The organism is Variovorax sp. GW460-12-1-14-LB1 (genome assembly GCF_059423605.1).
The window spans coordinates 114,564-135,760 of record NZ_JBWKYF010000009.1 but is presented as its reverse complement, the minus strand read 5'-3'; the positions used below and the strand labels follow the sequence as shown (position 1 = coordinate 135,760).

The window sequence follows — 21,197 nt, the reverse complement described above, 5'->3', positions numbered from 1 at the left end:
ACGACCGTCCGACCGCGGCGCAGGCCGACGAAGACGCCCCGCCCTTCAGCGAGACGCCCTTCCCCGCCCTCACCGCGCTGCTGCAGTTCGACGGCGCCACGCTGCAAGACGTGCTGGCCACGCGCACGCTGCGCATCGCCGTGTTCGACCCCTACCGCACCAGCACGATCAAGCTGGCCGGCGAGGAGATTCCGCTGGCCGCCAACTTCACCTCGGGCTACGGCCTGTGGCTCGCTCGCTCCGACTTCGCGCTGCAGGCGCTGCGCAGCCTGTTCGGCGGCGCCGAGGGCCTGACCCGGCCGCACATCTACCTGATGCAGCCCTACGACCCGAAGCGGCGCACCATCGTCATGCTGCACGGCCTGGCCAGCAGCCCCGAAGCCTGGATCAACGTGGCGAACGAAGTGCTCGGCGACGAGACGCTGCGCCGCCGCTACCAGATCTGGCAGGTGTACTACCCCACGAATGCGCCGCTGCCGCTGAACAACCTGGCCATCCGCGAAGCCATCACGCAGACCTTGGCGCACTTCGATCCGCAGGGCCGCGCCGAGGCTTCGCGCAACGTCACGCTCATCGGCCACAGCATGGGCGGCGTGCTGTCGCGCCTGCTGGTGTCGTCGTCGGGCGACGTGCTGTGGGACGCGCTGCGCGAGGGCTACCCCATGCCGGCCGCGCAGCGCCGCCGCATCGAGGAAGGGCTGGGGCCCTACCTGCGCTTCGAGCCGCTGCCCCAGGTCAGCGACGCCATCTTCATCGCCTCGCCGCACCGCGGCACCTCGTTCGCCAACAAGCGCATCTCGCGCTGGGTGGCCAACCTCATCACGCTGCCGGTGGCGATGCTGGGCCAGCTCAACGACATCTCGCGCGAGCTGATGCGCGTGGCGCCGAGTTCGCAGGACATGGGCCCGCTGCGCATTCCCAACAGCATCGACAACCTCAGCGACCGCGATGCCTTCGTGCGCCTGTCGTCCGGGTTGCCGCTGAGCCCGAAGGTGCGCTACCACTCGATCATCGGCAACGACACCCCGGGCCTGCCGCTGGCCGAGTCGAGCGACGGCATCGTTCCCTACACCAGCGCGCACCTCGACGGCGCGGTGTCGGAGCTGGTGATTCCGTCGGCGCACAGCGTGCAGGAGCACCCGCTCGCGATCCTGGAGATCCGGCGCATCCTGCGGGAGCAGCTACAGCGCGTGCCCTGAAGGCACTTCATGCCGTGGCGAGCACCGCCGCGGCCGGTGCGTGCCGCATGTCCGGCACCGCCGCCATCAACGCCTGGGTGTAGGCGTGCTTCGGCGCATCGAGCACTTCGGCCGCACTGCCCTGCTCCACCAGCCGCCCGCGCTGCATCACGCCCAGGTCGTCGCACATGTGGCGGATCACCGCGAGGTTGTGGCTGATCAGCAGGTAGGTCAGGCCGAACTCGTCCTGCAGGTCGCGCATGAGGTTCAGCACCTGGGCCTGCACCGACACGTCGAGCGACGAGGTCGGTTCGTCGCAGACGATGAACTCAGGCTGGCTGGCCAGCGCCCGCGCAATGGCGATGCGCTGGCGCTGGCCGCCCGAGAACTGGTGGGGGTAGCGCCGACCGTCGTCGGGCGACATGCGCACGCGGCGCAGCGCCTCGGCCACGCGCTCGGCGGTTTCCTCGGCGCTGGCCGCCAGGCCCAGCACTTCCACGGGTTCGGCGATGAGCCGGTCCACGCGCCAGCGCGGGTTGAGGCTGGCATGCGGGTCCTGGAAGATCATCTGGAAGCGCCGGCGCAGCGCGGCCGTCTGCGCGGCGTCGCCCCAGCGGTCGATGCCGTCGAAATGCACCGTGCCGGCCGTGGGCCGCGTGAGGCCGGCGAGCATGCGCGCCACCGTCGACTTGCCCGAGCCCGACTCGCCGACCAGCCCGAAGGTGCGGCCGCGCGCGATGTCGAAGCTCACGCCGTCGACCGCGTGCAGCACCTTCTTCGGCTGGCGCGCGAGTATGCGCACGAGCCAGCCTGCCGAAAGATCGAATTCGCGCGACAGGCCCTGCACGCGGATCAGCGGCGGGCTGTCGGCCAATGCTGGCGACGCCACGGTCTCGGCCCGTGCGGGTGGCGGCGCGGCGGCCACGGCGATGTCCGCGCCGATCTCCGGCACAGGCAGCCGATGCAGCCTGTCATGCACCGAAGGAATGGCGGCCATCAATGCGCGCGTATACGGCTCGCGCGGGTGGTCGAGCACCTGGCGCACCGGGCCGGTCTCCAGCACGCGGCCCTGGTACATCACCATCACGCGGTCGGCCGCCTCGGCGATCACGCCCATATCGTGCGTGATGAGCATCGCGGCCGTGCCGCGCTCGCGGCAGACGCGGCGGAACACGCGGATCACCTGGGCCTGCACCGACACGTCGAGCGCGGTGGTGGGCTCGTCGGCAATCAGCAGTTGCGGCTCGGCGCACAGCGCGAGCGCAATCGCCACGCGCTGGCGCATGCCGCCCGAGAACTGGTGCGGGTACTGGTCGATGCGGCTTTCGGGGTCGGGAATCTCCACGTCGGCCAACAACGCCAGCGCGCGCCGGCGCGCCTCGGGCTCGCTCACGGGCAGGTGCGTGCGGATGGTTTCGATGAGGTGCCTACCGATCGGGTAGACCGGGTTCAGGCTGGTCAGCGGGTCCTGGAACACGCTGCCGATGCGGCGCCCGCGCACGCGGCGCATGTCTTCGCCGCGCAGCGTGTCGATGCGCTCGCCGTGCAGCTCGACCGTGCCGCCCGCGATGCGCCCCGGTGGCGGCACCAGGCCGATGACGGCGGCGCCGACCATCGATTTGCCCGCGCCCGACTCGCCGACCACGCCCAGAATTTCGCCCGGCGCGATCTCGAACGAGACGCCGCTCAGCACCTGCACCGTGCCCCGGTGCGTGTCGAAGGCCACGTCGAGCCCGCGCACGCGCAGCACGGGCGTTTCGGCGCTGGGTGATGGCCATGGCGATGGGTCGCGCGCGCTCATTGCAGCCTCGGGTTCAAGGCGTCGCGCAGCCAGTCGCCCGCCAGGTTGACCGACAGCGCCAGCGCCAGCAGCACCAGCGCCGGAAACAGCAGGATCCACCACTCGCCCGAGAACAGAAAGCCCTGCCCGATGCGGATCAGCGTGCCCAGCGACGGCTGCGTGGGCGGCAGCCCCACGCCCAGGTACGACAGCGTCGACTCCGCCACGATGGCCAGCGCGAAGCTGATGGTGGCAATCACCAGCACCGGCGCCAGCAGGTTCGGCAGGATGTGCCGCACCAGGATGCCGGTGCGCGAGCGGCCGATGATCTGCGCGGCGGCCACGTAGTCCTTGTGCTTCTCGAGCATCACCGCGCCGCGCACCGTGCGCGCGTACTGCACCCATTCCGACAGACCGATGGCCGCCACGATCACGTACACCGCCATGTCGTCGCGGTAGCCCTCGGGCAGCAGGCCGCGCGCAATGCCGAAGATCAGGAGCGCCACCAGCAGCACCGGAAAGGTCAGCTGCACATCGGCCACGCGCATCACCAGCGTGTCGAACCAGCCGCCCGCATAGCCGGCCGCCAGCCCGAGCGGCACGCCGATGGCCAGCGACAGCCCCACCGCGCTCACGCCCACCAGCAGCGACATGCGCAGCCCGTAGAGAATGGCCGAGAACACGTCGCGCCCCTGGTCGTCGGCGCCCAGCGGATAGAAGGCGCCCGACGCGCCCTGCTGCCCCGGCGGCGTGAAGGCGTCGATCAGATCGAGCACGGCCGGGTCGAAGGGGTCTTGCCGTGCGATCCACGGCGCGAACAGCGAGGCCAGCGCGACCAGCAGCAGCACGAAGGCGGCCAGTTGCACGGTGCGCGAGCGTGCAAAGGCGCGCAGCACGGGCGACTCGGCGTTGCGCCAGCGGCGCGGCGCGGGGGCGCCGGTCGGAGAAGGAAGCGTCATTCAGAAAAAAAGCAAGAAGGAGTCAGGCGCGTCGCAGGCGCGGATCGACCAGCACGTACAGCAGGTCGACGATGAAGTTGATCGCCACGTACAGCAGCGCGATCAGCAGCAGGTAGGCCGCCACCACCGGCACGTCCACCCCCTGGATCGACGTGATGAACAGCAGCCCCACGCCCGGCCACTGGAACACCGTCTCGGTGACGATGGCGAAGGCCACCAGCGAACCGATCTGCAGTCCGGTGATGGTGATGACCGGGATCAGCGTGTTGCGCAGCGCATGGCCGTAGTTCAGGTCGCGCTCGCGCAGCCCGCGCGCGCGGCCGAAGCGGATGTAGTCGGCGCGCAGCACCTCCAGCATCTCGGCGCGCACCAGCCGCATGATCAGTGTCAGCTTGTACAGGCCCAGCGTCAGCGCGGGCATCAGCAGCGAGGCCCAGCCCGAGGCCGTGAGCAGCCCGGTGCTCCAGCCGCCCAGCTGCACCGTGTCGCCGCGTCCGAACGAGGGCAGCCAGCGCAGCTCGACCGCGAACAGGTAGATGAGCCCGATGCCGATCAGGAAGGTGGGCAGCGACACGCCGACCAGTGACACCGCCATGACCGCGCGACTGGCCACGCTGTCGCGCCGGATCGCGGTGTACACGCCCAGCGCCACGCCGCCTGCCACCGCCAGCACGGCCGCCACCAGCGCCAGCTCCAGCGTGGCCGGCAGCCGCTCGGCGATGAGTTCGACCACCGGCCGCTTGAGCCGGTACGACACGCCCAGGTCGCCTTGCAGCGCGTGGCCCACGTAGCGCAGGTACTGCACTGGCACCGGGCGGTCGAAGCCCAGCTCGGCCGTCAGCGCGGCGCGTTCTTCGATCGTGGCGTCTTCGCCGAGCAGGCTGATGGTCGGGTCGCCGATGTGGCGGAACACCAGGAAGGACACGAACGACACCGCCAGCAGCACCAGCACGGACTGGCCCAACCGGCGTAAGAGATGAACCCACATGACGTGTGTGTAGTCAGGGTTTGGCCACCTTCACGTTCTTGAAGAACACGCTGCCGTCGGGGCTGACCGGAATGTCGAGCTTCGGGGTCGACGCGAAGTTGAGCACCTGGTCGTGTAGCGCGATGTAGATGCGCTCCTTCTGCACCGTCTGCCAGATGGCTTTGATGGTGGCGTCGCGCTTCGCCTTGTCGCTCTCCGCGGCCAGCGACGCGATCTGCGCGTCGACCTCGGCGTTGCTGTAGCCGGTGGCGTTGGTCGGGCCGCGGCCGTCCTTGCCGCGCGTGTGCACCAGGTAATCGAAGATGTAGGCCGAGTCGTAGGTCGGCACGCCCCAGCCGAACAGGTAGAAGTCGGTGTCGGCCGAGTTGATCGCGGTGCTGTGCAGCGCAATCGGGCGCGCCGCCACCGTGGTCTTGATGCCGATGCGCCCGAGGAAGCCCGACACCGCCGTGCTGATGGCCTCGTCGTTCACGTAGCGGTCGTTCGGCGTGTGCAGCGTGATCGCAAAGCCGTTCGGATAGCCGGCCTCGGCCAGCAGCTTCTTCGCCTGCGCCGCGTTGGCCTTCGGGTAGGCCGCGAAACCTTTCTCGTAGCCGTGCACGAAAGGCGGCGCGATGATGCCCGAGGGGTTCGACAGCCCGCGCATCACCGCCGCCTTGATCGCGTCGCGGTCGATCGCCAGGCCGATGGCCTCGCGCACCTTCGGGTCGGCCAGCGGGTTCTTGCCCTTCACGTCGGCGTACTTGAGTTCCTTCGCGCCCACGTTCAGGCCCAGGAAGATCGAACGGTTCTCGGGCCCTTCGGTCACGCGCAGGCGCTTGTCGGCCTTGAGCCGGCCCACGTCCTGCGCCGGCAGGTCCTGCACGAAATCGACCTCGCCCGACAGCAGCGCGGCCACGCGCGTGGCGGGCGACTTGATCGGCACGTAGACCAGCTCGGTCACGTCCAGCGGAAACTGGCCGCGGCCCCAGTACTGCGGAAACTGCTTGAGCACCGTGCGCGCATCGACCTCGCGCGAGGCCAGCACGTAGGGGCCGGTGCCGTTCTCGTTGCGGGTCGCGAAGTTCTCGGTCTTGCTGGCCACGTCCTGCGACTGCTCGGCCTTGTTCGCCTTGGCCCAGGCCTCGTTGAGGATGAAGAGGTTCGTGAGGTTGTTCGGGAAGATCAGGTTCGGGCCCTTGGTCTTGACCTGCACCGTGAGCGCATCGACCTTCTTCACTTCGGCCACCGACGACAGCAGCGACTTGAGCGCCGAGCTCGGCGCCTGTGCGCGCTGCAGCGAGAACACCACGTCGTCGGCCGTGAGCAGTGCGCCGTCATGGAACTTGACGCCGGGACGCAGCTTGAACTCCCACACCGTCGGGTCGGCCGTGAGCTTCCACGAGGTGGCGAGCGCGGGCTGCAGCTTGCTGTCGGCGCCGCGCAGGATCAGCGGCTCGTAGATCTGGTGCAGCAGCCCGAAGTTGGTGCCGGTGTTGACCGCATGCGGATCGAGCGTGGCGGGGTCGGCGCTGCGTGCCCAGCGCACGGTTTCGGCGGCGGCAACAGGCGCCTGCAGCAGGCCGGCGGCCAGCAGGGCCGCGGTCAGGAGTGGTCGAAACATGGAATCCCTCGGGTGTTCTTTGGAAGAGAAGACAGGCGGACGGCCGCGCGGGGCGGCGCCGTCCTGTGCCTGTGCGTGAGGGACTGTGCCCTGCCCCGCGCCGTCCCGAAAGAAGGACTCCGCATATGGAAATGCGGTGCCTGCCGCGCTGCGATGAACGGCGATCACGCCCTCACAGCAAGACGCTTCAATCGCAGCCCGCCCCACACCGCCAGCAGCACGCTCGCGCCGAACACCCAACCCGACAGCGCGCCGGCCATGGTGCCGGAGAGCAGGTTGCCGACCGTGCAGCCCAGCCCGGTCATCGCGCCCCACCCCAGCAACACGCCGCCGCCAAGTCCGCGCACGACCTGGCCCGCCGTCGGCCACGCGGGCTTGAACTGCCCGCTCGCGAGCGCCGCAGCCAGCGCGCCGGCCACGAGGCCGCCGACCAGCAGTGCGTTGGGCGTCTGCCAGAGGCTTTCGACCACCGCCGTGACGCAGCCGCCGAAACCATCGAGTCCGTCCAGCCGCTGCGGCAGCAGGCCGTGTGCATTGCCGAGGTCGCGCGCGGCGCTGCCCAGCGCAGCCGTTACCCCCAGCGGGCGCAGCCGCAGCACCACGATCACGGCGATCGCGCCGACTGCGAGGCCGCCCCACGCATACGGCCAGCGCCCGTGCAGCAGCCTGCGCGCGGCGTCGATGAAGCTGCGCGGTGCGGGCGACGCCGCCTCGCCCGCCGGCAGCTTTCGCCAGAGCCAGGCCGCGAGCGCTGCGAGCACCGCCAGCTGCAGCGCGGCCGAGCCCGCATAGCCCAGGTGATGCGGCAGCCACACCACCGGCGCGGTGGCGATGGTGGCGCTGTAGAGCCAGTTCCAGCTAGCGAATCCCAACAAGAACCCTACGCCGGCACCGAGCAGCGCAAAGGGCGCGGTCGGCGAGCCTTCGCCCAGCCGGTACCAGTGCGCGCTGATGCACGAACCCGACACCACCATGCCCGCGCCGAAGGCCAGCCCCGCGAGCACCAGGGCGCCGCTGACCGGCCCGATGTGCGCATCGGGCGGCAATCGCCCCGGCTGCGGCACGGGCAGCCAGCCCGTCATGACGACGTGCATGCCCACGGTGCCGACCGCCAGCGCGGCCACGATGGCCAGCAGGCCGCGCGCGTCGCCGCCCTCGAAGTAGTCGCGCGCATGGCAGTAGAAGCAGAAACGCGAGCGCTGCAGCACCACGCCGAGCACCGCGCCCAGCCCGAGCGCGAAGGCCAGCGCACGGCCGCCGCTGCGCTCGCCGAGCAGGTGCACGCCAGCTGCGATCAGCAGCAACACCACGACAGCAGCGGCCAGGCCCGTGCGCGAAAGCGGCGCAGGCGCCACGGTGATTGACGAAGCGGACATGCCCCGGTCCCTCTTTTTTGGGTCCAAAAAAAAAGCGAGCCCGAGGGCTCGCCCAATGTCGCTCATCAGAGAGGCCGCGAGGTCCCTCCAACGCCGACTCACCTCGAACTCATCTCACCTCAACTCATTCATTTGGACGCCCACACCGTGCCGGCCGGGTTGTTGACCGGCACGCCGACGGCGTTGCCGTACTCGGTCCACGAGCCGTCGTAGTTGCGCACGTTCTTGTAGCCCAGGATCTTGTGCAGCGCGAACCAGGTGTGGCTCGAGCGCTCGCCGATGCGGCAGTAGGTGATGGTCGGCTTGCTGCCGTCGATGCCCACGGCCGCGTAGATCGCCTTCAGCTCGGCGGCCGACTTGAAGGTGCCGTCTTCGTTCACCGCGCGGCCCCAGGGCACGTTGGCCGCGCCGGGCACGTGGCCCGCGCGCACCGCCAGTTCGGCGGCGCCGGCCGGCGCGAAGATCTTGCCGCTGTACTCGTCGGCCGAGCGGATGTCGACCAGCTTCGCGTCGGAGCGGCCCTCGGCCACGGCCAGCACGTCGGCCAGCCGCGCGCGCAGCTGCGGGTTGGGCTGCGTCACCTTGAAGCGTGTGGCGACGTGCTCGGGCGCGCGGTTGTCGAGCACGCGGTTCTCGGCCTCCCACTTCTTGCGCCCGCCGTCGAGCAGCTTCACGTTCTGCACGCCGTACTGGTCGAACACCCAGGCGCCCCAGGCGGCGAACCAGTTGTTGGTGTCGCCGTAGAGGATGACGGTGGTGTCCTTGTCGACACCAGCCGCCGACAGCAGCTTCTCGAACTCGGCCTGGCTCACGATGTCGCGGCGCACGCGGTCGTTGAGGTCGTTGTGCCACGAGAAATTCACCGCGCCCGGAATGTGGCCGCGCTCGTACAGGCCCGGGTTCACGCTGACCTCGATCACGCGCAGCTTCGGGTTGCGCAGGTTCTTCTCGAGCCAGTCGGTGGAGACCAACGGGCCGCTGCCGTCGGCCGAAGCCTGCGCGAAGGCCGATGGTGCGGTGGCCAGGAAGGTCAGCGTGGCGAGGGACGCGGCGCGCCACCATCTGCTGAAGATCGACATGCGGGACTCCTTGTGTTGAATGGAAGACATCAGAAACAGATCGGAGCGAACTCTAGGCAGGCCACCCGCGATCACCAACGAAGCGTTTGCGATAAGCGCATGCGCAAAGCGTCTGAGGCTCAGGCGAGTGCGACTTCTTTGTGTGGCAGCTCGGCGCGCACGCGCCAGCCCAGTTCGGGCGCGATGCGCACCGCCAGGTCGTCCAGGATCTGCTCGTAGGCCTCGCTGTCGAAGTTGTAGGGCAGCTCCACGCGCAGCTCGCTCACCAGTGGCAGCACCGGGTCGCGGTGCAGGCGCTCGAGGATCTCGTCGGCGCTGCCCACGAGGTCGCCGGCGAACAGCGTGCGGCGCTCGCCCTGCGGCGACAACGTGCGTTCGACGCGGCCCGCGGCGAACGCGCGGTAGCGGCGCCGCGTGGCGGCGTCGGCCCCATCGAGTGGCACGATTACGCGGCCCAGCGCGATCCGTCCGCGCCGTGCGCCCGGCACTTCGCTGGCGCGGTAGCGTTCGACCAGCCCGGTCTGCGCCTCGAGGAAGTCGTCGGTGGTCTCGCCCGTGAGCACATTGCCCAGCAGCAGGTGAAAGCCGTTGCGCCCCGCCCATTCGGCCGAGCGCAGCGACCCGCCGCCGTACCAGAGCCGCCCGACCAGGCCGGGCGCATAGGGCTGCACGCGCGGACGCACGCGCCCGCCGGCCGATTCGACCACCGTGTCCTCGTCGCCCAGCAGCACGTCCTCGAGGTTGGCGCGCAGCCGCGCCACGCGCTTGTGCGTGAAGTCGACCGTGGCCGGCGGTGCGTCCTGGAAGCGCCCGCCCAGCAAGGCGCCGTGCGGCGGCGCGCCCGCGCTCAGGCCCACCTGCAGGCGCCCGCGCGAGAGCACGTCGACGGTGGCCAGGTCTTCGGCGAGCCGGAACGGGTTTTCGTAGCCCATCTGGATCACGGCCGCACCGAGTTCGATGCGGCGCGTGCGCTGCGTGGCGGCGGCCAGGAAGGTCGGCGCCGACGACACGGCGCGCTCCAGGTGGCGCTGGCGCACCCAGGCGCTGTCGAAGCCGCGCCGCTCGCCGAATTCGAACAGCCGCAGCGCGGCCTCGAGGCCCGCGTGCGGGTCGGCCTCGTCGTAGTTGCCGGGCGTGAGGAAACCGATGTGGTGGATGGTCATGGTCGTGTCGCTCGCAGGGTCAGAACTTCGGCAACCCCGGCGGGTTGACCTCCGATTTCGGCAGCGCCTCTTCGGCCAGGCGCCAGCGCGCGAGCGCCTTGGCGTAGGTGCCGTTGCGGATCAGGTTGTTGGCCGCGGTGGTGAGCGCCACCGCCAGACCGCTGCCCTTGCGCGTGGCCACGGCCACGTCCGACTTCAGCGGCCAGCCCGCATTGACAGTGCCCGCGAGCCGCAGCTGCCCGTTCTTCGCAGCCTCGTAGGCCTGCGGCGCGTTGGGGTTGAAATTGGCATCGACGCGTTTCGTCGTCACCGCCAGCCAGCGCGTCACATCGTCGTCGTAGTACTGGATCGACACCGGCTTCAGGCCCGCGGCCACGTTCTGCCGGTCCCATTCGAGCAGGATGCGTTCCTGGTTGGTGCCGGCGCCGGTCGTGAGCTTCAGGCCCGCCACGTCCTTGGGCTCCTTGATCGACTGGATGGCACTGTCGGTGCGCACATAGAAGCCGTGCAGCCCGAGCCGGTAGGTCGAGAAGTCGAACTTCTCCTTGCGCTGCTCGGTCACGCCCACGTTGGAGATCACGGCGTCGTACTTGCCCGAACTCAGGCCCAGCGGCCAGTCGGCCCAGGCGACGGGCCGCAGTTCCAGCTTCAGGCCCAGCGCCTCGGCGATGAGGTGGGCAAAGTCGGGGTCGAAGCCCACCACCGTCTTCGCGTCGGTGGCATAGGTGGAGATCGGCGGCGCGAACGGCGCGATGGCGATGGTCAGCACGCCCTCTTTCACGAACTTGAAGCTCGGTGGAATGGCGTTGACGGCCTCGGCGTCCTTGCCGGTGTGCAGGCGGCCCTTCTGCTCGGGGCTGAAGTCGAAGGTGTCGGCGGCATGCGCCGGCGCGAACGCCATCAGCCCGAGGGCGGCCAGCGCCCCCAGTGTCTTCTTGAGCGACATGGTCCCCCCCCTCAGTTCTTCGGCAGGCCGGGCGGGTTGGTGCGCGCCACCTCGATGGCCTCGGACGCCAGGTTCCAGCGCGACAGCGCCTTGCCGTAGTTGCCGTTCTTGATCTGCGTGTTCAGCGCGAGCGTCACGGCCTCGGCAATGCCCGAGCCCTTGCGCGAGGTGACGGCGATCTCGGCGTTGAGCGGCCAGCCGCCCGACACCAGGCCCGCGAGCCGGGTCTTGCCGTCGCGCGCCTCGTAGGCCGCGATGGCGTTGGGGCCGACATACGCATCGGCGCGGCCCGACTGGATGGCCAGGCGCTGCACCACATCGTCGTCGTAGTACTGGATCTCGATGGGCTTGAGGCCTGCAGCGAGGTTCTGCTTGTTCCAGCGCAGCAGGATCTGCTCCTGGTTCGTGCTGGCCGTCACGATGAGCTTCAGGCCCGCGATGTCCTTCGGTTCCTTGATGGGCCCGAGCTTGCTGTCCGACTTCACGTAGATGCCCAGCTGGTCGTTGCGGTAGGTCGAGAAGTCGAACTTCTCCTTGCGCTCCTCGGTCACGGTCACGTTGGACACCACCACGTCGAACTTGCCCGACTGCAGGCCCAGCGGCCAGTCGGCCCATGCGGTGGACACCAGCTCCAGCTTGCGCCCCAGGCTGTCGGCCACGAGCTGCGCGATGTCGGGCGCGTTGCCCACGGGCGTTTTCGTGTCGGTGGCGTAGGCCGCGAACGGCAGCCGGCCGGTGGTGGTGCCCACGACGAGCACGCCTTCCTTGAGGAACTTGAAGTCCTTCGCGAGCCGCACGGCCTCGTCGATCTTCTGCGCGCGCGGGCGGCCCGGCTGTTCGGGGCTCAGGTCGGGCGCCGGGGCGGTCTGGGCCGTCGCGGCGATCGGCAGCAATGCGGCCAGGAGAACGGACAGGAGAAGGCGTCGATGGGTCATGAAAGCGGTCGGTTTGAAAAATGGGGAAGGGAAAAAACTCAGAGCACCTTGGCCAGGAACTCGGCCGTGCGCGGATGCCTCGGCGCGTTGAACACCTGCTCGGGCGTGCCGGTCTCGAGGATGCGGCCCTGCTCCATGAAGACCACGGTGTCGGCCACCTCGCGGGCGAATCCGATCTCGTGCGTCACGATGACCAGCGTGGTGCCGGAGCTCGCGAGCTCCTCGATCACCGCGAGCACCTCGCCCACGAGCTCGGGGTCGAGCGCCGAGGTGGGCTCGTCGAACAGCAGCACCTTGGGCTTGAGCGCCAGGGCCCGCGCGATCGCCACGCGCTGCTGCTGGCCGCCCGAGAGCTGGCGCGGGTAGGCGTCCTTGCGGTCGGCCAGGCCGACGCGGGCCAGCAGGTCGGTGGCCAGCGCCTCGGCCTCGGCGCGCGGCAGGCCGCGCACCGACTGCGGCGCCTCGACGATGTTCTCCTGCACCGTGAGGTGCGGGAACAGGTTGAAGTTCTGGAACACCATGCCCACGTCGACACAGCGCGCGAGGATGTCTTTCTCGTGCAGCTCGTACAGCGTGTCGGCGTCGCGCCGGTAGCCGATGAGTTCGCCGTCGATGGCAATGAAGCCGTCGTCCACGCGCTCCAGGTGGTTGATGGTGCGCAGCAGCGTCGACTTGCCCGAGCCCGAGGGGCCGAGGATCACGGTGACGCTGCCACGCGGCGCGGTGAAGGTCACGTCGTCGAGCACCTGCAGCGCGCCGAAACGCTTGGACACACCGTGGATCGTCACCTCGCCGCCGGGGGCGCGCGAGCCGTTCCAGCGCGGCACCTGCGCGGGCGCCGGCACCGGTGCCGACACGGGCACCACGGCCGGCGCCCTGCCCCGCGCCCACAGCCCGTGCACCACGCCGCCCAGCCACGAGCGCGGCGCATGGCGCAGCGCCCCGCGCGAGAAATGCCGCTCGATGTAGTGCTGCGCCACCGACAGCACGGTGAGGATCACGAGGTACCACACGGTCGCCACCATGAGCAGCGGAATCACTTCCAGGTTGCGCCGGTAGATGATCTGGATCGTGTAGAACAGCTCGGGCAGCGCCAGGATGTAGAGGTTCGAGGTGCCCTTGGCCAGCCCGATGATGTCGTTGAAGGCCGTGGGCAGGATGCTGCGCATGGCCTGCGGCAGCACGATGCGCGAGGCCTGGCGGCGGCGCGAAAGGCCCAGCGCGGCAGCCGCTTCCAGCTGCCCCTGGTCCACCGACAAAATGCCCCCGCGCACGATCTCCGAGGCAAAGGCCGCCTGGTTCAGCGTGAGGCCCAGCAGCGCCGCCACGAAGGGGCTGATGAGCTGCGTGGTCGGGTACGAGAAGAAGGTCAGGTCGGTGAACGGCACGCCCAGCGACACGGTCTCGTACAGGTAGCCCAGGTTGTTGATGATCAAGAGCAGCACGATCACCGGCACCGAACGGAAGAGCCAGGTGAACACCCAGGCCAGCCGCGCCAAGAGCGGCGAGCGCGACACCCGCGCCAACGCCAGCCCCGTGCCGAAGAAGAAGCCCAGCACCGCGCCCAGCGCCGTGAGCAGCAGCGTGCGGCCCAGCCCGGCCAGCACCGGCTCCGAGAAGAACCACTGCGCGAACACCGGCCAGCCCCAGCGCGGGTTGGTGAGCACCGAATGCAGCACGAGGCCGATCACCGCCACCGCGAAGATGGTGCCGACGGTGCGCGCCGGGTAGGTCGCGGGGACGATGCGAAAGTGCGAGTAGTCGCCCTTGGCGGGCGGTGCCGCATCGCTGCGGCGCAGGGGTGCCGTGGGGGTACGAGGCTCTGGACCGGCGTCGAGCACGGTGGTCGTGTTCATCGCGATACCGCCCCGCTCAGTGCGGCGCCCGCGCGGCCTTGCGTGGCCCATTGCGCCAGGTGCTTCTCGAACGGCAGCTTGCGCGGCGTCTCGGGATCGGCGTCGTCCGTGAACAGCGCCGTGTAGCCATGGCTGCGGTACAGGCCCACGGCCTCGGGCTGGCGAAAGCCGGTCGTGAGGTAGATGCGTTCGTAGCCCTGGCGCAGCACCTGCGCCTCCAGCTCGGCCAGCACGCGGCTTGCGAGGCCCTGGCGGCGCAGCGCGCCGTGCGTCCACACGCGCTTGAGCTCGGCAGTGCGCTCGTCGTGGCGCATGAAGGCGCCACCGCCGATCGCCACGCCGTCGCGCAGCAGCAGCACGAAGTTGCCGTGCGGCGGCGCGAACACCTCGGGCGGGTAGCGGTCGATCTCGCGCGGTGCACCGGGCTCGCGCAGCACGTCGCCGTAGCGGCTGTCGTACTCGAAGGTGAGGCCTTCGATCAACGGCCGGGCCAAGGGGTCCAGCGGCGTGGTGTAGAGAAACTGTTCGCTCATGGGGTGGTTTCCTGGGTGTCGCCGTCGGCGGAAAGAAAGCGCTCGGCCAGCCGGGCCCAGTACACGGCCGCGGGCGCGAGGATCGCGTCGTTGAAGTCGTAGCGCGGGCTGTGCAGCGAGGCGCTTTCGCCATTGCCGAAGAACACGTAGCTGCCGGGGCGCGCCTGCAGCATGTAGGCGAAGTCTTCGCTGGCCGTGCGCGGGCGGAAGGCCGGGTCGACGCGCTGCGTGCCGAAGGTGTCCAGCGCCACGGCGCGCGCGAAGGCGGTTTCTTCGGCATGGTTGACCACCGGCGGAAAGCCAGGCCGGTAGTCGACCTCGGCCTGCGCGCCGAAGCTCTCGGCCTGCGCCCGCGCCAGGGCGGGAATGCGCTGCGCCAGCAGCGCGCGCACCTCGGGCTTGAACGAACGCGCCGTGAGCTTGAGCTCGACCGTGTTCGGAATCACGTTGGAAGCCTCGCCGCCGTGGATGGAGCCCACCGTGACCACGCCCATGTCCAGCGGATCGACGTTGCGCGACACCACGGTCTGCAGCGCCGCGATCAGGTGCGCGCTCGCAACCACGGGGTCGACCGTCTCGTGCGGCTGCGCGCCGTGGCCGCCCTTGCCGCGCACCGTGATGTGCGCCTGGTCGATGGCCGCCATCGCGGGCCCGGTGACGCAGCCCACGTGCCCTGCCCCCACGCCGGGCCAGTTGTGCAGGCCGAAGACGGCCTCGCACGGGAAGCGCGTGAACAGGCCCTCGTCGATCATCTTCTTCGCACCCGCGCCGAGTTCTTCGGCGGGCTGGAAGATCAGGTGCAGCGTGCCGTGAAAGGCACCCGTCTCGGCCAGGAAGCGCGCCGCCGCGAGCAGGATCGCCGTGTGGCCGTCGTGGCCGCAGGCATGCATCACGCCCGCGTTCTCGCTCGCATACGGCAGGCCCGTGGCTTCCTGGATCGGCAGCGCGTCCATGTCAGCGCGGATGCCGAGGCTGCGCCCCGGCCCGCGCCGCAGCGTGCCCACCACGCCGGTGCCGGCGAGGCCGGTCGTGACCTCGTAGCCCCAGGCCGCGAGCCGCTCGGCCACGAGCGCCGAGGTGCGGTGCTCCTTGAACGACAGCTCGGGGTGCTGATGGATGTCGCGCCGCAGCGCAATGAATTCATCGCCGTAGCCGGCAATGGTGGATTCGACGCGGTGGATGTCCTTGAGGGCCGGTCGTGGCAGCGCGGCGCCCATCAGGCGGCCTTGCGCTCGGCGGTGGCGCCGCCCTGCGGCGCGGCATGGCGGCTCGCCTTGCGCGGCAGGCCCAGGTGGTCGCGCAGGGTCTGGCCGGGCAGCGTGCGCTGGTAGCGACCGCGCGCCTCCAGCGCAGGAATCACGAACTCGATGAAGTCGTCCAGGCCCTGCCCCAGCACCGGGAAACCGAGGATGAAGCCGTCGGCCGCGCCCTCGTCCACCCAGCGGATGATCTCGTCGGCGATGCGCTCGCCCGTGCCCACGAACTGCGTGCGCGGCGTGGCGACTTCGAGCGCCACCTCGCGCAGCGTCTGGCCCTTGGCTTTCGCATTGGCCTTGATGCGGTCGGTGGTTGAGCGGAAGCTGTTGCGGCCGATCTCGCCCAGTTCGGGGAACGGCGCGTCGAGCGGGTACTGGCTGAAGTCGTGGTGGTCGAAGAAGCGGCCCAGGTAAGCCAATGCTTCCTCCACCGTCAGCAGTGCGCGGATGGCGAGGTACTTGGCCTCGGCCTCCGCCTCGGTGGCGGCGACCACGGGGCCGATGCCCGGGAAGATCTTCACGTCGCCGGCCTGCCGCCCCTGCGCCACGGCGCTGGCCTTCACCTGCCTGAGGAAGGCGCGCGTGTCTTCGAGCGAGGGCGAATGCGTGAACACCGCGTCGGCGTACTTGCCCGCGAGGCCGATGCCCGCGTCCGACGAACCAGCCTGGAAGATCACGGGCTGGCCCTGCGGCGAGCGTTGGATGTTCAGCGGCCCCGCCACCTGGAAGAAGCGGCCCTTGTGGTCCAGCGTGTGCAGCTTGTCGCGGTCGAAGAAGCGGCCGCTCTCGCGGTCGCGCACGAAGGCGTCGTCGTCCCAGCTGTCCCACAGGCCCTGCGTCACGGCCAGGTACTCGTCGGCGATCTCGTAGCGCAGCGCGTGCTCGGGGTGGGCGCGGCTGTAGTTCTTGGCGCTGCCTTCGAGCGGCGTGGTCACCACGTTCCAGCCCGCGCGCCCGCCGCTGATGAGGTCCAGCGAGGCGAACTGCCGCGCCACCGTGAACGGGTCGCTGTACGAGCTGGAGATGGTGCCCGCCAGGCCGATCTTCGAGGTGACGGCGGCCAGCGCCGAGAGGATCGAGATCGGCTCGAAGCGGTTGAGGAAGTGCGGGATCGACTTCTCGTTGATGTAGAGCCCGTCGGCCACGAACGCGAAGGCGATGCCCGCGGCCTCGGCCTTCTGCGCGCTGCGGATGAAGAAGTCGAGGTTGACGCTGGCATCGGCCGGGCCGCCCGGGTGCTTCCAGGCATTCATGTGGCTGCCGGCCCCTTGCAGCATGACGCCGAACTGGATGTTGCTCATGACGATCGTTCTTGTGATGGGAAAGGAAGGAAGAAGGAGTTCAGGCCAGTGCGGGTTCGCGGGCCTGCGCCAGCAGCTCGACCGCCGTGGCGCGCGCGCCGAAGTCCGCCACCGGGATGTCGATCACGAACTCCTCGATGCCGTGGCGCGCGCTGAGGGCCTCGAGCGCGTCGCGCACCTCGTCGCCGGTGCCGGCAATGACGTGCGGGCGCCGCTCCTCGGTGCGGTAGTCGCTGGCGCCGGCCTGCCGCGCGAACTCGGCGGCGGCTTCGAGGCTGGGCAGGTTCACGCTCTGGCCCGTGGGCAAGGTCACGCGGAAGCTGCGCAGCGCGCCCACGCGCTCGGCGGCCTCGTCGTGCGTTTCGGCGGCGAAGGCGAACAGCGCGAGCAGCGGCGCGCGGCCGGTCGCGCCGCGGTAGGCGTCGATCGATTGCTCGATGTTCACGGGGTCGCCGTTGAAGTGACCCGCATAGACGAACTGCCAACCCAGCCGCGCCGCGAGCAGCGCGCTCTCGGGGCTGCCGCCGAGCAGCACGCGCTGCGGCGCCACCGGCGGGAACGGCGTGGCCACGGCGCCGGCCAGCGCATGGTCGGCGGTCACGCCGTCGTGCAGGAACGCATCGAGCTCCTGCAGGCGCGCTTCGAAGTCGAGGGCCTTCGCCTTCACCGGGTCGTGCAGCGATTGCAGCGCCTTGCTGGTCAGCGGCAGCCCGCCCGGCGCCTTGCCGATGCCCAGGTCGACGCGGCCCGGCGCCAGCGAGGCCAGCACCTTGAAGGTCTCCGCCACCTTGAAGGGGCTGTAGTGCTGCAGCATGACGCCGCCGGTGCCGATGCGGATGCGCGAGGTCTTCGCGAGCAGATGCGAGGCCAGCACCTCGGGCGCCGAGCCGGCGTAGGTGCGGTTGCCGTGGTGCTCGGCCAGCCAGTAGCGGCGGTAGCCCAGCCGCTCGGCGCGCCGGGCCAGCGCGATGGTGTGCTGGAACGCCTGCGCGGCATCGGCACCTTCGGGGATCAGGCTCTTGTCGAGCAAGGAGAGCGAGTAGGACACGGTGTTCGGCGATGGCGCAATGGAAGCGGGTGTGCTTCAAATTCTGCGAGCCATCGCACGGGCCGTTTGCGCTGAATTCCTCTATCGATATCTGGAATCTGCGGGGTCGCGCGGCTCACCAGGCATAGGGCAACAGCGCCGCCACGGCCGTGGCGTGCAGCCGCCTGCGCACGCGCAGCGGCACATGGCCATGCGGTGCGCGGCGTGCCACTTCATGCGGCGACGCCGGCGCGATGCACCAGGCGATGGCGGTCAGCGCGAGGACGTGGCGGGCCTGTGCGGCCGGGGATGAAGAGGCGACGGTGTGCAGTGGCATGGCGGGCGGTTTCTCTGGTTCGATGCCGCCGATTCTGCGAAGCGCACCCGCTGTTGCCAACGACGGATTGCGAATGTCCTGATGCGGTTTGCATCGCATCCGCGCGCCCAAAGGTGTTGCCTCGCGCCCCCCGCGATGGCTACGATGGGCGCGCAACCACCCAAGGAGCAACCGCCATGTCGAACCATGTCTACAAGTCGCTCGAGCTGACGGGCTCGTCCAAGACCAGCATCGAGGACGCGGTGCAGACCGCCATCGCGAAGGCGAACGAGACGGTGCGCAACATCCAGTGGTTCACCGTCACCGAGACGCGCGGCCATGTGGTCGACGGCAAGGTCGCGCACTGGCAGGTGACGGTGAAGATCGGCTTCACGCTCGAGTAGCCGCAACGCGGCCTTGACGGGTCAGGCGCGCAGCGCCGAGGTGCCGTCGTAGATATAGCGGCGCGACCACGGGAGCGTGCTTGCCGCTCTGCCTGCCTTGCGCCCGACGATCTGGTAGATCGCCACGTCGTCGTTCTCGAAGGCATAGGCGCAGCCCGCAAGGTAGATGCGCCAGATGCGGAATTTTTCTTCGTCGACGAGCGCGCGCGCCTCGTCGGCATGGGCCTCGTAGGCGTCGCTCCAGTGGCGCAGCGTCTGCGCGTAGTGGCGGCGCAGGTTCTCCACGTCGAAGGCTTCGAGCCCGCCCTGCTGCATGGCCTGCAACGCGAGGCTGATGTGCGGCAGCTCGCCGTTGGGGAACACGTAGCGGTCGATGAAGTCGCCGCCGCCGTACGACACGCCGCCGCCCTCGGGGTCGGACGAGGTGATGCCGTGGTTCATGACGATGCCGTCGTCGGCCAGCAGCTGTTGCACGCGCTTGAAGTACTCGGGCAGGTTCTTGCGGCCCACGTGCTCGAACATGCCGACGCTGGTGATGCGGTCGAACTGGCCGGTCACGTCGCGGTAGTCCTGCAGGCGGATCTCGATGCGGTCTTGCAGGCCGGCGGCCTTCACGCGCTCGGTCGCCAGGTCGAACTGGTTCTGCGACAGCGTCACGCCCACGCAGCGCGCGCCGAACTTCTGCGCCGCGCGGATCACCAGCGCACCCCAGCCGCAGCCGATGTCGAGCAGCGTCTGGCCCGGCTTGAGTTCGATCTTGGTGAGGATGTGGTCGATCTTCTTCAGCTGCGCGGTGGCCAGGTCTTCGTCGCCGTTCTCGAAGTAGGCGCACGAATAGACCATGTTCGCGTCCAGCCAGAGTTGGTAGAACGCGTTCGACACGTCGTAGTGGTACTCGATGGATTTCCTGTCCGACGACTTGGTGTGCGCGAAGTAGCGGGCCATGCTTTGCAGCGCGCCGCCGGGCTTGTCGAGCGAGGTCTTCGCCAGGCCGTAGGCGATGTCGATCACGTCGCTGAGCTTGCCTTCGATGTCGATCTTGCTCTTGACGTAGGCCTCGCCCAGGTTGTCGAGCGTGGGCTGCAGCATCAGCGACAGCGCCGCGGGCGATTTCACGTGCAGCGTGACCGCCGGCCCGCTGAAGTCACCGAAGTCGTAGGACTGGCCGTCCCACAAGGTGAGCCGCGCGGGCAGGTTGGCCCGTGCGCGGACCGCGGCGCTCCACTGCGCCAGCTTCTTTTCCCAAAGCATGCATCTCTCCGAGTTGTTGAGTAGTCCCGCCTCCACGGGCGGACGGGTGCTGCAGCGAACAAAACGATAGCGAGAATTTGCGAAACCTGCATTTCCACGACGACGCAAGAAATCGCGGCAGGTGCTATGTTGAAAGACCCCTCGCGCGGGGCCCGGGCGGCCTACGCGGCTTCCATCGAGGTCGCGTCGTTGCCGGCCTCGCCGAGCCAGCGGCGCTTGTCGCGCAGCGGCGGCGCGCCGAACATGCGACCGTACTCGCGCGCGAACTGCGAAGGGCTTTCGTAGCCCACGTTGTGCGCGGCGCTGGCCACGTCGGTGCCGGCGATCAGCATCTGGCGGCGCGCCTCCTGCAGGCGCAGCTGCTTCTGGTACTGCAGCGGGCTCATCGCCGTCACGGCCTTGAAGTGGTGGTGGAACGACGACACGCTCATGTGCACCGCGCGCGCCATGTCTTCCACGCGCAGTGACTGCGCGTAGTTGGTGCGCAGCGCGCTGATGGCTTTGGCGATGCGCTGCGTGTGGCTGTCGTGCAGCGCGATCTGGCGCAGCCGCGCGCCCTCGCCGTTCACCAGCAGCCGGTACATGATCTCGCGCTTGATGAGCGGCGCCATGATCGGAATGTCTTCGGGCGTATCGAGCAGCCGCAGCAGGCGCAGCACGGGCTCCAGCACCGGCATGGCGATGCGGTTCACGTACATGCCGCGCGAGGCCGGCGCGTTGGCCTTGGCCGGCAGCTTCTCGTCGCCGATGAGGTCGCCGATCTCGTCGAGCGCCAGCTCCAGCCGCACGCCCAGGTAGGGCTCGTTCTCGCTGGTCACGCACACCTGGCCGCACACCGGCAGGTCGACCGAGGTGACGAGGTAGTTCATGGGGTCGTACACGTAGATGTCGTCGCCCACGATGATCCGCTTGGAGCCCTGCGCGATGAGGCCCAGCGCCGGCGTCGCGAAGCCGTGCTTGGGGCCGTCGGGCTTGCTGATGCAGTGCACCTGCAGGCCGGGCACGGCGCATTCGACCGTGCCGTCCTGCCCGCGCGTGATGTGGCGGATGAGCTGCACCAGCTCTTCGCGGGCGGCATCGAGTTCGGGTTCCAGCGGCATCGGCATGGCGAGGACGGTGGCGGTGTCGGGGGTTTCATCAGACATGGGTAGGCCTCTGACAAAGGGGAGCGGCCGCGGTGGCGGCCATGGAGGATTGGGCTGCCCGCAGCTTAGCGTCGCATCCTCCTCTCTGCACCGCCCCGGCA

At 69.5% G+C, this 21,197-nt stretch carries 19 protein-coding genes; 2 read left to right on the top strand and 17 right to left on the bottom strand.

The genetic code is table 11. The features are described 5' to 3' along the window. Positions 1-1,199: esterase/lipase family protein (locus AC07Y4_RS07365; RefSeq protein WP_495274319.1), on the top strand; the 1,199-nt coding region annotated here is incomplete at its 5' end. 7 nt (positions 1,200-1,206) lie between these two features. Here AC07Y4_RS07365 and AC07Y4_RS07360 read toward each other — a convergent pair. From AC07Y4_RS07360 to AC07Y4_RS07290, 15 genes are all read right to left on the bottom strand, one after another. After that, a complete protein-coding gene (locus AC07Y4_RS07360) occupies positions 1,207-2,979 on the bottom strand; it encodes a dipeptide ABC transporter ATP-binding protein (RefSeq protein WP_487847000.1) in 1,773 nt (590 codons plus the stop codon). Next, complete coding sequence (locus AC07Y4_RS07355; RefSeq protein WP_307638254.1) at positions 2,976-3,917, bottom strand: ABC transporter permease; 942 nt, start codon at positions 3,915-3,917, stop codon at positions 2,976-2,978. Before AC07Y4_RS07355 ends, AC07Y4_RS07360 begins: the two co-directional genes overlap by 4 nt. Before the next feature lie 22 nt (positions 3,918-3,939). Beyond that, on the bottom strand, positions 3,940-4,905 hold the full coding sequence (locus tag AC07Y4_RS07350; RefSeq protein WP_101491495.1) for an ABC transporter permease: 966 nt from the start codon (positions 4,903-4,905) through the stop codon (positions 3,940-3,942). A 13-nt stretch (positions 4,906-4,918) separates the two neighbouring features. Then, positions 4,919-6,508 (bottom strand): ABC transporter substrate-binding protein, encoded by a 1,590-nt coding sequence (locus AC07Y4_RS07345; RefSeq protein WP_487847001.1) that lies wholly within the window; start codon positions 6,506-6,508, stop codon positions 4,919-4,921. A 164-nt stretch (positions 6,509-6,672) separates the two neighbouring features. After that, positions 6,673-7,884, bottom strand: a complete 1,212-nt coding sequence (locus tag AC07Y4_RS07340) for a YeeE/YedE thiosulfate transporter family protein (RefSeq protein WP_487847002.1) — start codon at positions 7,882-7,884, stop codon at positions 6,673-6,675. 128 nt (positions 7,885-8,012) lie between these two features. Next, positions 8,013-8,963, bottom strand: a complete 951-nt coding sequence (locus AC07Y4_RS07335) for a sulfurtransferase (RefSeq protein WP_487847003.1) — start codon at positions 8,961-8,963, stop codon at positions 8,013-8,015. A 119-nt stretch (positions 8,964-9,082) separates the two neighbouring features. Next, a complete protein-coding gene (locus tag AC07Y4_RS07330; protein WP_487847004.1) occupies positions 9,083-10,126 on the bottom strand; it encodes an LLM class flavin-dependent oxidoreductase in 1,044 nt (347 codons plus the stop codon). A gap of 19 nt (positions 10,127-10,145) precedes the next feature. Continuing rightward, entirely contained in the window at positions 10,146-11,072 is a 927-nt protein-coding gene (locus tag AC07Y4_RS07325) for an ABC transporter substrate-binding protein (RefSeq protein WP_370869878.1), read from the bottom strand. 11 nt (positions 11,073-11,083) lie between these two features. Next, positions 11,084-12,007 carry an ABC transporter substrate-binding protein gene (locus AC07Y4_RS07320; RefSeq protein WP_487847005.1) on the bottom strand — a complete coding sequence of 308 codons (924 nt, stop codon included), beginning with the start codon at positions 12,005-12,007 and terminating at the stop codon, positions 11,084-11,086. 38 nt (positions 12,008-12,045) lie between these two features. Continuing rightward, complete coding sequence (locus tag AC07Y4_RS07315; RefSeq protein ID WP_487847006.1) at positions 12,046-13,863, bottom strand: amino acid ABC transporter permease/ATP-binding protein; 1,818 nt, start codon at positions 13,861-13,863, stop codon at positions 12,046-12,048. Next, positions 13,860-14,396 carry a GNAT family N-acetyltransferase gene (locus tag AC07Y4_RS07310; protein WP_354347010.1) on the bottom strand — a complete coding sequence of 179 codons (537 nt, stop codon included), beginning with the start codon at positions 14,394-14,396 and terminating at the stop codon, positions 13,860-13,862. Before AC07Y4_RS07310 ends, AC07Y4_RS07315 begins: the two co-directional genes overlap by 4 nt. Further along, the gene (locus tag AC07Y4_RS07305) at positions 14,393-15,613 is read right to left on the bottom strand and encodes a M20 aminoacylase family protein (protein ID WP_487847007.1); all 1,221 of its coding nucleotides are present in this window, start codon (positions 15,611-15,613) and stop codon (positions 14,393-14,395) included. Before AC07Y4_RS07305 ends, AC07Y4_RS07310 begins: the two co-directional genes overlap by 4 nt. Next, positions 15,613-16,953 carry an LLM class flavin-dependent oxidoreductase gene (locus tag AC07Y4_RS07300; protein ID WP_487847008.1) on the bottom strand — a complete coding sequence of 447 codons (1,341 nt, stop codon included), beginning with the start codon at positions 16,951-16,953 and terminating at the stop codon, positions 15,613-15,615. Before AC07Y4_RS07300 ends, AC07Y4_RS07305 begins: the two co-directional genes overlap by 1 nt. Before the next feature lie 40 nt (positions 16,954-16,993). Beyond that, entirely contained in the window at positions 16,994-18,001 is a 1,008-nt protein-coding gene (locus AC07Y4_RS07295; RefSeq protein ID WP_487847009.1) for an LLM class flavin-dependent oxidoreductase, read from the bottom strand. A gap of 115 nt (positions 18,002-18,116) precedes the next feature. Continuing rightward, positions 18,117-18,317, bottom strand: coding sequence for a hypothetical protein (locus AC07Y4_RS07290; protein WP_062482175.1), 201 nt, complete (start codon positions 18,315-18,317; stop codon positions 18,117-18,119). A gap of 176 nt (positions 18,318-18,493) precedes the next feature. On the opposite strand from AC07Y4_RS07290, the gene AC07Y4_RS07285 reads away from it, so the two are divergent. Further along, complete coding sequence (locus AC07Y4_RS07285) at positions 18,494-18,700, top strand: dodecin (protein ID WP_487847010.1); 207 nt, start codon at positions 18,494-18,496, stop codon at positions 18,698-18,700. A gap of 21 nt (positions 18,701-18,721) precedes the next feature. On the opposite strand, the gene AC07Y4_RS07280 is transcribed toward AC07Y4_RS07285, so the two are convergent. Together AC07Y4_RS07280 and AC07Y4_RS07275 are read right to left on the bottom strand one after the other, a co-directional pair. After that, a complete protein-coding gene (locus AC07Y4_RS07280; RefSeq protein ID WP_487847011.1) occupies positions 18,722-19,951 on the bottom strand; it encodes a class I SAM-dependent methyltransferase in 1,230 nt (409 codons plus the stop codon). A 161-nt stretch (positions 19,952-20,112) separates the two neighbouring features. Next, complete coding sequence (locus AC07Y4_RS07275; RefSeq protein ID WP_062482185.1) at positions 20,113-21,096, bottom strand: AraC family transcriptional regulator; 984 nt, start codon at positions 21,094-21,096, stop codon at positions 20,113-20,115. Positions 21,097-21,197: the final 101 nt, after the last annotated feature.

Excerpts from the sequence above, each read along its gene's own strand:
- AC07Y4_RS07360 (WP_487847000.1), bottom strand. The coding sequence starts at position 2,979 with ATGAGCGCGCGCGACCCATCGCCATGGCCATCACCCAGCGCCGAAACG.
- AC07Y4_RS07355 (WP_307638254.1), bottom strand. The coding sequence starts at position 3,917 with ATGACGCTTCCTTCTCCGACCGGCGCCCCCGCGCCGCGCCGCTGGCGC.
- AC07Y4_RS07350 (WP_101491495.1), bottom strand. The coding sequence starts at position 4,905 with ATGTGGGTTCATCTCTTACGCCGGTTGGGCCAGTCCGTGCTGGTGCTG.
- AC07Y4_RS07345 (WP_487847001.1), bottom strand. The coding sequence starts at position 6,508 with ATGTTTCGACCACTCCTGACCGCGGCCCTGCTGGCCGCCGGCCTGCTG.
- AC07Y4_RS07340 (WP_487847002.1), bottom strand. The coding sequence starts at position 7,884 with ATGTCCGCTTCGTCAATCACCGTGGCGCCTGCGCCGCTTTCGCGCACG.
- AC07Y4_RS07335 (WP_487847003.1), bottom strand. The coding sequence starts at position 8,963 with ATGTCGATCTTCAGCAGATGGTGGCGCGCCGCGTCCCTCGCCACGCTG.
- AC07Y4_RS07330 (WP_487847004.1), bottom strand. The coding sequence starts at position 10,126 with ATGACCATCCACCACATCGGTTTCCTCACGCCCGGCAACTACGACGAG.
- AC07Y4_RS07325 (WP_370869878.1), bottom strand. The coding sequence starts at position 11,072 with ATGTCGCTCAAGAAGACACTGGGGGCGCTGGCCGCCCTCGGGCTGATG.
- AC07Y4_RS07320 (WP_487847005.1), bottom strand. The coding sequence starts at position 12,007 with ATGACCCATCGACGCCTTCTCCTGTCCGTTCTCCTGGCCGCATTGCTG.
- AC07Y4_RS07315 (WP_487847006.1), bottom strand. The coding sequence starts at position 13,863 with ATGAACACGACCACCGTGCTCGACGCCGGTCCAGAGCCTCGTACCCCC.
- AC07Y4_RS07310 (WP_354347010.1), bottom strand. The coding sequence starts at position 14,396 with ATGAGCGAACAGTTTCTCTACACCACGCCGCTGGACCCCTTGGCCCGG.
- AC07Y4_RS07305 (WP_487847007.1), bottom strand. The coding sequence starts at position 15,613 with ATGGGCGCCGCGCTGCCACGACCGGCCCTCAAGGACATCCACCGCGTC.
- AC07Y4_RS07300 (WP_487847008.1), bottom strand. The coding sequence starts at position 16,953 with ATGAGCAACATCCAGTTCGGCGTCATGCTGCAAGGGGCCGGCAGCCAC.
- AC07Y4_RS07290 (WP_062482175.1), bottom strand. The coding sequence starts at position 18,317 with ATGCCACTGCACACCGTCGCCTCTTCATCCCCGGCCGCACAGGCCCGC.
- AC07Y4_RS07285 (WP_487847010.1), top strand. The coding sequence starts at position 18,494 with ATGTCGAACCATGTCTACAAGTCGCTCGAGCTGACGGGCTCGTCCAAG.
- AC07Y4_RS07280 (WP_487847011.1), bottom strand. The coding sequence starts at position 19,951 with ATGCTTTGGGAAAAGAAGCTGGCGCAGTGGAGCGCCGCGGTCCGCGCA.
- AC07Y4_RS07275 (WP_062482185.1), bottom strand. The coding sequence starts at position 21,096 with ATGTCTGATGAAACCCCCGACACCGCCACCGTCCTCGCCATGCCGATG.